A 13,579-nucleotide genomic window follows, 5' to 3' on the forward strand; every position below is an offset into this window, starting at 1 on the left:
TTTTAGATAATGCTTTAAGTTAAGTCTTTACAATTAAGCCCATTAAACGAAAGCCTTTAAATATAGAGCGTACAACTTTCATGAAGATGCCCCCTAAAAGAAATATTAAGTATGTATTATTTCTTTTCTTTAACTTCGTATTTAGCTTCAATAAAATTTAATAATTTACCTTTTGGATCATCATTTTCTTATATTCCCTTATCGTATTGTATAATTGATTACGAGTTACTCTTTCTATTTTGATGTTCCTCTACTTTCTTATCATATACCTTAGAGAAATCATCCTTGTTTTCTTTAGCTAATTGGTAAACTGCTTCTTTCCACTGTTCTCTATCCATGCCTAACAGGTGGGGGAAACTATTCGCAATAACTACACTAACTTCTTTTACATCTTTACCTTTTGCTTCTAATATTGGTTTTGTACCTTTTCTTGCATCCTCTACCCCTTCTAAGATGAGTTTATGCGTGTCTTTATACTTATCAGGTACTTTTACGTTCTCCATTCGGTCTAAAGCTTCATCCAAAATACTTACTGTTTTGAATACCTCTTTATACTTTTCATCACCTTTTTGTGCATAACCTAAACCTATTATTATGTCATCCTTATTAAAGTTAAACTCTAGTAATTGCTCATAAATATAGCTTGGATACTGTGTCTCAGATATTGTAGTTTTTAACATTGCTTTACTAGTTTCTTCAGTCTTAGGAGTAGAATTTTTATCTCCTAGCCCACAACCGAACAATAATAGAACTGGTACTGTTAATGCTATGAGTTTCGTGGTTTTCATTATGTATTCCCCTTTCGGAAAGAATTGTAATTAATTAACATATTGTACCATGACATAAATTATGAATATTAGATATACATATTTCCTATCTTTACCGTGGAATTCATTTATTGTATTAATTAAGAATATGATACACATGCTTGAAAATGAAAATAAATTTATAGCTCGTGAACTGAACAAATACAAAGAAAAAGAAATATTTATATTTTCATCACCCTGTACCATCCATTTTGTCTAAAATATGGGTAGTCAAACCCACACATTAGTACACAATTGGGAACATAATCAGTATATTAAGAAAGAATGTGGGAATTATCTAAACAAACTTGCTAACACCTATAAGAAATAGACATAAATTATCGCTGATATGTCATCTTTAATAATAGCCATAAACAATTAGAACACACTAATACCAAGGAATCATAAAAACATTCTTAATATACATGATACTAGTATAAACTCTATATTTCTTTTAATAATTTAAGGTTATATCTTTTCTTCATTAGCCGCTTTTAACCACGCTTCGTAGAATTCTGTAACTGATGCATATCGTTCTGCTCGATTGTTATTTACAGCACGATACGCTACCTCATATAATTCCTTACTTGCTTCCCATTTTATAAAGGAACGATCTTTTTCACCGCCTAAAAGTGAGAACGCCATTGCTCCCATATTAAATACATTTGTTCTTTCATCAATTATAGCGTTTAGTTCAAATTCCTCTGGTGACATAAAACGGGAGGAACCCCAAAGCCGACCCATTTTATTTATGTAAGGTTTCTTACTGTATAAATCTATATCACAAATTTTTGTCTCGTTTGTATTGAAATTATATAAAATACTACCGTCATAAAAATCTATCGCTACATAGTTTTTCTTTTCTACATAAGTATGGAAAGAAAAAATGGAATGTAAGGAATGAATTCGTTCTATAGCAGATAAATGTCTAAATTTATAAAATGGAGAGTTTGGATTTTTATATTTTTCAGGAGGTGGGAAACGCCAATGCGAATGAAGACATTCACCATCAAACCAATCGAAAATTAATACATATCCAGATTGAACTGGCAAATGATCAATTAGTCCTATGAGCGAGTCATGCTTTAATTCTTCATAGATAGTAACTGAATTTTTTAGCCTTTCAATAGCATCACCCGATGTTCCTTCATATGCAATTGTTTGTGCTCCTGCGTATTTAATAAATTTCTTATGACCATCTTTTTCTATACCAAAACTTATATTACCTGAATCTTGTTGGTCAAAAACTGCAAATACGGTCCCTAATTTAATAAGCCAATCAAAATTATGATATTCTTTTAATTGGAATGTTACGTTATTTAACTGAATTTCCACGGAATTATCTTTCATAGATTACCTCACATTTCATATAATTAAGTTGTACATTCCACTATTCGACATATTTTATGGAAATCCTATGTTAATAATATAAAATTTTATAAATATAATGATAAACACTTATAAAGAGGTGAATACAATGAATCAACAAATTGTTATTAAAGCATATCAAAAAGACTGGGTTGAAGAGTATATAAAAGAAAAAGAGAAATTCTGTTCCTTGTTAGGACAAGAAATAATTGCTGTTGAACATATAGGAAGCACTGCAGTAGCAGGATTAGGAGCTAAACCTCTTATTGATATGATGATTGGCGTAACAGACTTGCAAATAACTGAAAACTGGATTGAAATTCTATCGGAAATTGGATATGAGTTTGTTCCAAAAGAAGCTACGAATTGGCGTTTTTTTAGAAAGGGAAAATGGAGAGCGGGTACTCATCATTTGCATGTTTATATTTATAATAGTTACGAGTGGAGAAACAATATTTTATTTCGTGACTTTCTAATAAGCCATGAATGGGCACGTAAAGAATATAGAGAATTAAAAGAGATGCTTGCTATTACATATGCTTTTGATCGTGTCTCATATACAAAGGCGAAAGCGCCGTTTATTCAAAATATAATAAAGTTAGCTAAAAAAAATCAATAGTAATTGATATTGAAATTCTCATTTTATTTTAATCTTTTTCTCATGTTCTTTTCTTTTTTATTTGATAGACTGCTTGTTACAAAGCCTTTATTAGTAAGGGGATTAAATAAAATGGAGAAGATATTAAGAAATAAATATTTGCATGTGTGTGTTAAAATTATAGGCATTACTATTATTATTTGTAGTGTAGAATTGCTATTTATTAATGTTATGTACGGCAATGCACTGAATGTAAAAGGATTAAATAAAAAATTAGGCTCTTTTGGTGAATATGGGGCGATTATCGCTGCTTCACTATGGTTTTTACGGCATATATGGTTGTTTTTAAAGAATAAAAATATACAAGGATTTAAAAAAGTTAAAGAAATATATCTATTCGCCAAAAAGTTTCATGTATTAATTGGTTACGCTGTAATAGCTGTTACGATTACTCACGGTGTTTATTTTTTAATAAAAGGGAGTCGTCATATTTTACTCATATACAGTGGTATATTTTCTCTATTAGCTATAATTGTACTAGGGATTGTTGGGTTTTATTTACAGCGAATAAATAATAAAGAAAAATTTGTGATGTATAAAAAAGTGCATCAAATCATTGTAATTATTTTTGGAATAGGATTATTTATTCATTTAATCGTCTAGGAGGAACTACTGTTGCAACACATTTTAATTATTGAGGATGAGGAAAGTTTAGCAGATTTTTTAGAATTAGAACTAAAATATGAAGGGTATCAAGTAGATATACAACTTGATGGGAGAAAAGGATTAAGCGCAGCACTTGAAAAGAATTACGATCTCATATTGCTGGATTTAATGCTGCCTGGATTAAATGGACTAGAGGTATGTCGTCGACTAAGAGCTACTAAAAATACACCTATTATTATGCTGACTGCTCGTGATAGTATTATGGACCGTGTGACAGGTTTAGATAGTGGAGCTGATGATTATCTTCCGAAACCATTTGCAATTGAAGAACTGTTAGCACGTATGAGAGTGATATTTAGACGAGAAGAACATAATGAAAACAAGCAGGTTTCATTTCTTACATTCAAAGATTTGCAACTTCAGATTGAATCTCGAACTATAACTAAAGGAAATGAAGAAATTGAACTTACAAATAAAGAATTCGAGTTATTGCTTATGTTTATGAAAAATATTAATCGCGTACTTACTCGTGATATTTTATTGGACCAAGTATGGGGATATGGTGCAATTGTTGAGACAAATATCGTTGATGTATATGTTCGTTATTTGCGAAACAAGTTACATAGTGTAGATAAGGAGGAGTATATCCAAACAGTCCGTGGTGCGGGATATATAATGAAATGATAAAAAATATTGTGTTTCGAATTCGAAATCTACCTATAAAGTGGAAACTAACACTTTGGTCCACTACACTAGTATTTATTTTATTCATTTTATATAGTGCATTACAGTTTATTGTAATTAATAAGTGGACTATAGATTATGAACAGAAACAAATAAATAGGCAAGTGACGGAAATAGCGGCATATTTCCAAGATAAAAATGATACCCTTTCGAGTAAAACATTTGAAAATAGTAAAGAGTTTCTAAACAATATGATTGATAAGCATCAAATGATTCGTATTATTGACATGAATGGGGAGCCGATTATTACTGTTTCACGAGATTTTAATGAAACGTGGATAAAACCGAAGCAGGTTATAAAAGATGAGACATTTATAAAAAGGCATTTAGAAGATCGAATATTAGTTAAGCGCATACCAATAAAAACGAAAGACTTTACTGGCACTATTGAACTTACGAAAAACCTAGAGATATTTGATCATTTATTAAAAATTATTTTAGTGGTAATGGTTATTGCTGGAATATTCGGATTGATATTTAGTTTTTTAGGCGGGATACTTATAACGAAGAAACTATTATCAAGTGTCCAAAGTATAACAGATACGATGAAACGTATTAAGAAAAATGGACTAAATGAACGAGTTCCAGTACGAGAAAATAACGATGAGCTTGCAAAATTAGCACTTCTTTTTAACGAGATGATGGATGAAGTAGAAACTTCTTTTACACAACAGAAACAGTTTGTTGAAGACGCATCTCATGAATTAAGAACACCGTTAACAATTATTCATGGGCACTTAGCGATGTTAAATCGATGGGGGAAAAGTGATCCAGCAGTATTAGATAAATCTCTTCAATCTAGTTTAAAGGAAGTAGATCGTTTAAATAAATTAGTTTCAGAATTGCTAGAACTATCAAGAGCTGAATCTGAACAATTGCATCCAATAGCAGCTGAGCCAGTCCATGTAAATAGCGTATTAAAACATGTTACACAAAACTTTGTAGTACTTCAAAGTGATTTTCAATTTGATATGAAATTTGGGGATGATGCAGCTTATGTGTCAATGCCATCATCTTACTTAGAACAAATTATTATTATCATAATGGATAATGCAGTTAAGTATACAAAAGAGATTAATAAATATATTTGCATAGAATCTAGTTTACAATCAGGGAAAGTTAAAATTTGTGTAATAGATCATGGAGCGGGAATACCTGAATCCGATTTACCATTTGTTCTTAATCGGTTTTACCGAGTTGACAAAGCGAGAAGTCGAAAACAAGGTGGTAACGGGCTAGGCTTGTCTATTGCCAAACGACTTGTAGAAAAATATAACGGAAATATTCAAATAGAGAGTAAAGAAAATGAAGGAACAATCGTTACGATTACATTACCTTGTATAATAAAATAAGCAATCAAAGAAGGGATGCTTTTTGCATTCCTTCTTTTTTTACGATCAAATCATTTTGTTTATTTCGAAATTTCTAGTACATTAAAATTATTAAGGGGGAATAATAATGAAAGCTATCGTACATCAATATAAAACTGGATTTGACGGTGTAGAATATAAAATATCACCTGGGAGAACACTTAATGATGGGGAAGTTAAAGTGAAATTAAAATCAGCAGGTTTAAATCATCGGGATTTATTTATTATGAATAATAGAAAAGAAATGCAATTACCTTTAATCTTAGGATCAGATGGTGCAGGTATTGTTACGGAAATTGGAAATGGTGTTTCTGATAACATACTACATACAGAAGTTATTATTAATCCTAGTATTGGATGGGAACATGCTACTGAAGTACCGGAGTTACCGGAAGTGCTAGGTGGACCAAAAGATGGAACGTTTGCTGAATATGTAATTGTACCAGCTGAAAATGTAGTAGAAAAGCCGTCATATCTTACTTGGGAAGAATCAGGTGTTTTATCTTTATCCGCATTAACTGCATATAGAGCGCTTTTTACAAAAGGTAGATTGAAGTGCGGCGAACACGTTTTAATTCCGGGAATAGGCGGTGGTGTTGCTACTTTTTCCATGTTATTCGCGAAAGCAATCGGCGCAAAAGTGAGTGTTACTTCAAGGGTAGAGAATAAAATGGAACTTGCTGAAAAATATGGTGCAGATATTTCGTTTCATAGTGCCGGAAATTGGGGAGAGAGCTTACAAGGTGAAAAAGTAGATTTAATAATAGATAGTATAGGTCCGGCAACTTTTTTGAAATATTTTGATGTATTAAAACCAAATGGAAGAATCGTGAATTTTGGTGCAAGCTCAGGAGATAAAATTGAATTACCATTACGCGCATTATTTTATAATCAAATTGATATTATGGGAACATCCATGGGTAGCCGTGAGGAATTTAATGAGATGATAAAGTTTATAGAAAAACATCAAATTAAACCAATTATTGATAAAGTTTACTCGTTAGAAGAAGCAATTAGTGCGCTAAGCCGTATGGAGATTGGAGAACAATTCGGAAATATTGTACTTCAAATGAATTAAAAAATATGATTTTGCAATTAGTATATTTAAATGAACATGTTATGTATCCAAAACAAGAAAAAATACGAACCGCCTTATTATAAAGGCTTACCGGCTTTATACATAAATAGCGTATAAAATTTGTTTTATAATTGTCACATGAGTAATAGTAAAATGAGAATTAGATGAAAAAAGTTTAAGCCTATTTTCATAATGGTATTGTATACTGTGTAAATCAAGAACACTTGTATGTAAGGAGAGAGTTTAATGAATTACACAGTATTTCAGTGGTTTAATAATTTTGCTGGTTCATCCAAACTATTAGATACGCTAATGGTTGCTATTACAAATAGCGCTGCATACGTAGCCATTCTATTTATGCTTATCTTATGGTTTAATAATGGAAAGAAAGAGAAAGCAATTAGAAAACAATATACAGTTTTATATACGACGCTTTCGGTTATTATTGCATTATTAGTAAATGTTCTTATACACGCGGTATATTACCATCCGCGTCCGTTCGTATCACATGATGTACATCAATTAGTACCACATGCAGCAGATTCATCATTCGTTAGTGATCATTCTGTACTTGTATTTTCAATCGCCTTCGTATTTATTCTTAGAGGAGAAAAACTGAAATACATCGCGCTATTATGGGCAGTGTTAGTCGGTATATCACGTATGTACGTAGGTGTTCATTATCCTTTAGATATACTTGGTGCAGCATTCTTAACACTTATTACGAGCGCTTTAGTAATGCAAAGTACACGTATGTTTGAACCAATAGCGAAACTTGTATTCAAAATGTATGCATTAGTAGCGAGACGAATTCCTTTCTTAGCGAAATATAATCATATCGCGTAATTTTCTTATAAAAAGTTCCCCTTTGGACATCCGGAGGGGAACTTTTTATAGTAAATACGAAAAGAGTGTAGAGTGCTATACATTCAAGTTTCATTAAGTAATATTCAGAAATTTCACGCACCGTATTTTAAATAAAAAAATAAAGACACAAAATAACAATAGTCAGTTTCGCATTGTTTTAAAGGAATTAAAAAGAAAACTTCGAAACATATAGTATTGCAAACAAAAACTACAAATTTCAAACCATATCTTCGTATAAATCAATCCAAAAAGAAAGGAGATAAATATGCAAAAACTTCAAACGAATAAAGGCGCTCGATATATGATGATTGCTTTTATTGTTTTGTTTCTTATTATGATTTTGCGTATATTCTATATCCAGGCAGTAGGAGTCGTGCATAATGTGAATGTAAAGGATCTTGCGGATGAACAACATAATAAAAAAGGTGTTTTAGAAGCGAATCGTGGCACTATCTATGATCAAACCGGAAAGGTGTTAGTACAAGATTCTACAACGTATCGAGTTGTTGTGAATTTAAAAGGAAAAGATAAAGTGAAAAATAAAGATGAAACCGCACAACAATTAGCTGATGCGCTTGAAATTGATAAAGAAGAAGTATTAAAAAACTTTCATGAAGGACGTACGCAAGTTGAAATTGGAAAAATCGGTCGGAACTTATCTAGGGAAATGAAAGAAAAAATTAATAATTTAAAAATACCAGGTGTATCTTTTATGTCGGAAAAAGCAAGAGTGTATCCAAATGAAGACTTTGCATCCTATATACTTGGTTTTGCTAGACCAGATGATAAAGGGAATACGGAAGGGAAATTTGGACTTGAAAAGAGCTTGGATAAATATTTGCGCTCTACAAACGGGAAAATAGAATATGTGGGTACACGAAGGGGGATTCCGCTTACGAATGATATAGGTAAAGTAGAACCTGCTAAAAATGGGAATAACGTATATTTAACGCTTGATAAACAAATTAATAGCTTTTTAGAAGAAGCGATGAACAAAACACAAGAGCATTATGATCCTTCTATGTTAATTGGAATTATTGCTGATCCAAAAACAGGAAAGGTTTTAGCGATGTCTAGTAAACCTAGTTACAATCCTAATGTAGGTGATATCGAATACTTTTTAAATGATCCAATTGCAAATGCATATGAACCAGGTTCAACAATGAAAGTTTTTACGTTAGCAGCTGCCATTAATGAAGGTGTATATAACGGAAAAGAATATTTTCAATCTGGAAAATATTCCGTTGGTTCATCTGATATAAAAGACCATAATGGTGGATTTGGATGGGGATCAATTACATTTGATGAAGGTTTTGAAAGGTCATCAAACGTAGCTTTTTCTATTTTAGAAGATCAGTTACTGAAACCAAATAAATTTAAGCAATATATAAATAAATTTGGATTCAATCAAAAAACAGGAATAGATTTACCTGGTGAAAGTAAAAATACTTTATTATTAAATACACAAATTCAACAAGTTACAACTTCTTTCGGTCAAGGTTCTACAGTTACTCCGATTCAATTAGTCCAAGCGGCTACTGCTATAGCAAATGACGGGAAAATGATGCAACCATATATCGTTGATAAAGTTGTAAATCCAACAAACAAAGAAGTTATTATGGAAAATCAACCGAAAGAAATTGGGAATCCGATAAAAAAAGAAACAGCGGACAAAGTTAGAAGCTTAATGGAGCGTGTCATAACATCTTCAAAAGGAACTGGTACAATGTATAAAGTGGATGGTTATCCAATTGGAGGTAAAACAGGAACAGCACAAATCCCGAATCCTGAAAACGGCCGATATATGGAAGGGAAAGAGAATTACATTTTCTCCTTTTTAGGAATGGCTCCAATTGATGATCCGGAGTTAATCGTATACTTAGCTATTAAGCAGCCAAAGTTAAAAGGAGATGAGTATGGAGCTCAGCCTCTTGCTGAAATATTTAAACCTGTTATAAAAAACAGCCTTGAATATTTAAAGGTGAAACCGTATACAGAAAAACAAATAGCTGATGCAACGAAGCAATCTCAATTAAAAGTACAAAATTATGTAAATCAATCGATGGGTACAGCAGAGAAAAGTGTAGAAAAAGAGAAGCTACAGCCAATAATTTTAGGAGAAGGAAAAATAATAAAACAATATCCACAGTCTGGCGAGGTCATGAGTGAAGGTGATCGTATATTTTTATTAGGGAATAACGCACAAATGCCAAATGTAAAAGGTTGGTCCATGCGTGATGTTATGTATTTCTCTAAGCTTTTAAAATTAGATTTGAAAACTTCTGGTACGGGTTATGTAACGAGCCAAAGTATTGAAAAAGGACAAGATTTACAAGAAGGAGATACACTAGAACTAGAATTAGAACCGCCGTTACAACCGTTAACAGAGGCGAATACGAATTAATCCAGGCATTTGGAAGGAGCTATATGAAAATAGCTCTTTCTTTAGAGTTGCAAGTAATTTCACGCACCGTAATTTTTAGAAAAAATAAAAAATAAACGAATTAACAATAATACGTTGTTAAATATCTGATTATTTTTTATTTACAGTTAAAATTATTTGTGATAATATGGAAAAAATCAAATGCAGTGAAGAGAATAGTAAATAAAATGAATTTTTCACAGAGAGCTCCATGTAGCTGAAAAGGAGTAAAAATTCTTTATTGAATCAAGCCTCTGAGCAGTACACCGGAACCTGATATGAAGGGGGTGGTGTGACGGGAGCTCCCGTTATAGAGCTATGGTATAAGCATGAATGAGAATGCAGTACCTGATAAGGTTAATATGGTGACATATTAACAAACTAGGGTGGCACCGCGATGATAAATCTCGTCCCTAAGATTAAAAGTCTTGGGGGTGGGGTTTTTTTATTGTTTTAAAACAATTTGGAAAGCGGGGGCCAAAAATGAAAAACTTACTTAAAGATTGGAAATATCCTTTATTACTACTGTCCGGAGTTGGTATTGCGAATTTAGGGGCATGGATTTACTTAATAGCACTGAATGTACTTGTCTATAATATGGGTGGCTCAGCCTTAGCTGTTGCTACTTTATATGTAATAAAACCATTAGCCACTTTATTTACAAACGCTTGGTCTGGGAGTATGATTGATCGTTTAAACAAACGGAAATTAATGATTCACCTCGATATATATCGTGCGTTATTTATCGCTATTTTACCTTTACTTCCGTCACTTTGGATTGTTTATGTATTCGTATTCTTTATAAGTATGGCCAGTGCAATTTATGAGCCAACTGCTATGACGTATATGACGAAATTAATTCCAGTAGAGCAAAGACAACGTTTCAACTCATTACGTAGTTTAATAGGATCTGGTGCATTTTTAATTGGTCCAGCAATAGCAGGGGGATTATTAATTGCAGGTACACCAGAGTTTGCTATATATATAAATGCTATAGCATTTCTCTTATCAGGATTCATTACATTACTTTTACCTAATCTTGATAAGAAAGAAGCTTCGGATACAACAAGTAATACATTATCTCTTACAGTATTAAAAAAAGATTGGAACACTGTTATAAATTTTAGTAGAAAACATGTATATGTCGTATGCGTGTACTTCTTATTTCAAAGTATGTTCGTATTAGCAACCGCTACTGATTCACTTGAACTATCGTTTGCGAAAGAGGTATTACTACTAACAGATAGTGAATATGGTTTTCTAGTTAGTATAGCTGGTGCAGGATTTATTTTAGGTGCCATAACAAATACAATTTTGTCAAAGAAATTAGCACCTTCACTTCTAATTGGAATAGGATCATTATTCATTGCAATTGGTTATTTAATTTATGCTTTTTCAAATGTATTTTTAATAGCTGCTATTGGATTCTTTATTTTATCTTTCTCTATGGCATATGCAAATACAGGATTTTATACGTTTTACCAAAATAACGTTCCCGTTCATATAATGGGACGGATCGGAAGTATATATGGACTTGTTATTGCGTTAGTAACAATCTTTATTACAATAGTATCTGGTGTTGCGACTCAGTTCATTTCTATACAACTTGTAGTTATTGTAGGTTCATTGATCATGTTATTTATTACTATCGTCTTGTGTGTGTTTACGTTATTCCCATCACAATCTAAGTTGTATTCTACTGAATCAATAAAGTGAAACTTTAATCAGGGGGGCATCCCCCACTGATTATCATCCCTCACCAATCGGGCTTTTACGGGCAGCAGGGTCCCCACTTAACTTCTTTGCTTTCGCTAAATTTTGAGATGGGGGTCCTACTGCCCACAAATAGCGGAATACATTCGAAATGAACTTTGTGTTCTCATTAACAATTTATCGTATTTAATAAAAGGGTTCTTTCCCCTTTATATGGAAAAATTAATAAGGGTAAAGAACAATACCGAAAGACAAGGGTGGTTGTCGTGATAAAAACAAAAGATGAAATTAATAAAATTGTAAAAGAAATACAAAAGAAAATAGATTTCTCTGGGGTAGTTTTAGTAAAAAAAGAAAAAGACTTAATCTATGAAAAAGCAATGGAATTGTAAGAAATGTAGGCGGGAATATTTTATTATTAATGCCTTTAGGATTTTTAGCACCAATCTTATGGGATAAATATACGAAATTCAAAAATACTATTTTATTAGGATTTACTATATCAGTTAGTATTGAATTGCTACAATTAATTCAGTCTTTATTTAGTGGAGTGGGACGTATTACTGATATTGATGATGTAATCTGTAACGTTCTAGCTTCTATTTTGGGATATTGTATTTATAAAATCTTTTTAAAAATGGCTAATAAATGTAACATTCGAGTGTTAGATAAAACTAATTCTAAAGGTGTAAAATTAGTTGATAAATAGGAGTTTAAACTAGTTATTAAAGGCGTACGAGTAAAAAGTACGTCTTTTTATTTTTATAAATAATGCTTAAGGCTGATGAGGAATCACATTTCCCATCTTACAATTGAAAGTAGCTATCGTATTTCAAGTATGGAATGAAAAGGGGAGAATATAATTTTTAAAGATAAACAAGTTTATGGGAGGATTCTAAATGGATATTTTACTTGTTATTCTTATTATTGTTTTGATGCAAAGTAAAGAACGAAAAGTGAAAATAAACCGTATTTGGCTCATTCCGGCTTTGTTGTGCTTTGTAACAATCCAGTCCATTATTCATGCGGGACAAATAACTTTGTTGCAAGGACTACTGTTTGTTGTAATGCTTGGAATCGGCTTAGGTCTTGGAATTATACGAGGAAGAGCTTTAACATTTCGAGTAGATAGTGAAACAGGTCATGTACTACGAAAAGGAAATTGGGTAAGTACAATAATCCTTCTTGTTATTTTAGGAGCAAAAATTATGATTAAACAAAGTATGTTTTCTGGTAGTACGCACCAGACATTAATGGTTGTAACAAACGCCTTTTTATGTATTACATTAGGCACTGTGATTAGTAGACGTTATTATATTTGGAAAAAATATAATGAATTAACACAAAAAACGTAAATATATTCACCCCCTGTTTAACATTGCTAAGAACGGTAATACTAATTAACATTGAACTTTTACAACAAGGGATGATAATATGATATACATTTACACAGACTTCGGCGGTACTCATACAACTTCACTTGCTGCAGCGTATCATTTAAATAAATTACCAACGGATCGTAAGTTAACGAAAGAAGAAATTTTGAATGTAGATTACTTTAATAAATTGAAAACAGAAGATATGGGAAAAATTATTTTTCATGGAATCGATGAACATGGTCATCCTGTATATACGATTGGATGTGGCGCATCAAAAGTTGTTGTACCAGCGATGAAGCATTTAGGAGAAATCTTGCAAAAACATTATCAAAGCCATGAAAAGATTATATTTTCTAACACATCACCAACAGTGCCTTTACCAATGACTTTCGGTGGGCTGTTTTCTAGAAGGTTCCATATTGATTTTATTGGCGTACCGTTACTCGTATGGGGAGCAAAAATTTGCTGTGATAATATACAAAGGCTTGTTAGTTATACAAAAGAAGCTGGAAGATTAACGAATGATTATGTTGTAATTTTAGATAATGAAACTTTTAAATAGTATATG

Annotated in this window: 12 protein-coding genes, 2 pseudogenes and 1 other annotated feature; of the genes and pseudogenes, 12 read left to right on the forward strand and 2 right to left on the reverse strand. The window is 31.9% G+C overall.

The window, feature by feature from the left end:
* Positions 1-218: 218 nt before the first annotated feature.
* Positions 219-788, reverse strand: a complete 570-nt coding sequence (locus AC241_RS13245; RefSeq protein ID WP_016081423.1) for a hypothetical protein — start codon at positions 786-788, stop codon at positions 219-221.
* Positions 789-1,274: 486 nt separating this feature from the next.
* Positions 1,275-2,156, reverse strand: coding sequence for a protein kinase family protein (locus AC241_RS13250; RefSeq protein ID WP_016081422.1), 882 nt, complete (start codon positions 2,154-2,156; stop codon positions 1,275-1,277).
* 127 nt (positions 2,157-2,283) lie between these two features.
* On the opposite strand from AC241_RS13250, the gene AC241_RS13255 reads away from it, so the two are divergent.
* The 12 genes and pseudogenes from AC241_RS13255 to AC241_RS13305 all read left to right on the forward strand — a co-directional run bounded on the left by AC241_RS13255 (position 2,284) and on the right by AC241_RS13305 (position 13,573).
* Positions 2,284-2,793 (forward strand): GrpB family protein, encoded by a 510-nt coding sequence (locus AC241_RS13255; RefSeq protein ID WP_043938397.1) that lies wholly within the window; start codon positions 2,284-2,286, stop codon positions 2,791-2,793.
* A 111-nt stretch (positions 2,794-2,904) separates the two neighbouring features.
* Positions 2,905-3,435: a hypothetical protein gene (locus AC241_RS13260; RefSeq protein ID WP_016081420.1), complete on the forward strand. Its 531-nt coding sequence runs from the start codon at positions 2,905-2,907 to the stop codon at positions 3,433-3,435.
* A gap of 12 nt (positions 3,436-3,447) precedes the next feature.
* Complete coding sequence (locus AC241_RS13265) at positions 3,448-4,122, forward strand: response regulator transcription factor (RefSeq protein ID WP_016081419.1); 675 nt, start codon at positions 3,448-3,450, stop codon at positions 4,120-4,122.
* Complete coding sequence (locus AC241_RS13270; RefSeq protein WP_050843804.1) at positions 4,119-5,534, forward strand: HAMP domain-containing sensor histidine kinase; 1,416 nt, start codon at positions 4,119-4,121, stop codon at positions 5,532-5,534. The genes AC241_RS13265 and AC241_RS13270 overlap by 4 nt, the downstream gene beginning before the upstream one ends.
* A 106-nt stretch (positions 5,535-5,640) precedes the next feature.
* Complete coding sequence (locus AC241_RS13275; protein ID WP_048564730.1) at positions 5,641-6,630, forward strand: zinc-binding dehydrogenase; 990 nt, start codon at positions 5,641-5,643, stop codon at positions 6,628-6,630.
* Between the two features lie 246 nt (positions 6,631-6,876).
* Entirely contained in the window at positions 6,877-7,476 is a 600-nt protein-coding gene (locus tag AC241_RS13280; protein ID WP_016081416.1) for an undecaprenyl-diphosphatase, read from the forward strand.
* A gap of 286 nt (positions 7,477-7,762) precedes the next feature.
* A complete protein-coding gene (locus AC241_RS13285) occupies positions 7,763-9,901 on the forward strand; it encodes a penicillin-binding protein (protein WP_048564731.1) in 2,139 nt (712 codons plus the stop codon).
* Between the two features lie 176 nt (positions 9,902-10,077).
* Positions 10,078-10,337 (forward strand) — a binding site (T-box leader).
* 65 nt (positions 10,338-10,402) lie between these two features.
* Positions 10,403-11,635 (forward strand): MFS transporter, encoded by a 1,233-nt coding sequence (locus tag AC241_RS13290; protein WP_050843806.1) that lies wholly within the window; start codon positions 10,403-10,405, stop codon positions 11,633-11,635.
* A 263-nt stretch (positions 11,636-11,898) separates the two neighbouring features.
* Positions 11,899-12,015, forward strand: a pseudogene (locus AC241_RS35185) (penicillin-binding protein); the annotation flags it as partial.
* A 2-nt stretch (positions 12,016-12,017) separates the two neighbouring features.
* Positions 12,018-12,341, forward strand: a pseudogene (locus tag AC241_RS13295) (VanZ family protein); the annotation flags it as partial.
* A 190-nt stretch (positions 12,342-12,531) separates the two neighbouring features.
* Positions 12,532-12,987, forward strand: a complete 456-nt coding sequence (locus AC241_RS13300) for a CcdC protein domain-containing protein (protein ID WP_050843809.1) — start codon at positions 12,532-12,534, stop codon at positions 12,985-12,987.
* Between the two features lie 79 nt (positions 12,988-13,066).
* Positions 13,067-13,573 carry a DUF3189 family protein gene (locus AC241_RS13305; RefSeq protein WP_000639421.1) on the forward strand — a complete coding sequence of 169 codons (507 nt, stop codon included), beginning with the start codon at positions 13,067-13,069 and terminating at the stop codon, positions 13,571-13,573.
* Positions 13,574-13,579: the final 6 nt, after the last annotated feature.

This window comes from Bacillus thuringiensis (genome assembly GCF_001182785.1).
Lineage (GTDB): Bacteria > Bacillota > Bacilli > Bacillales > Bacillaceae_G > Bacillus_A > Bacillus_A thuringiensis_S.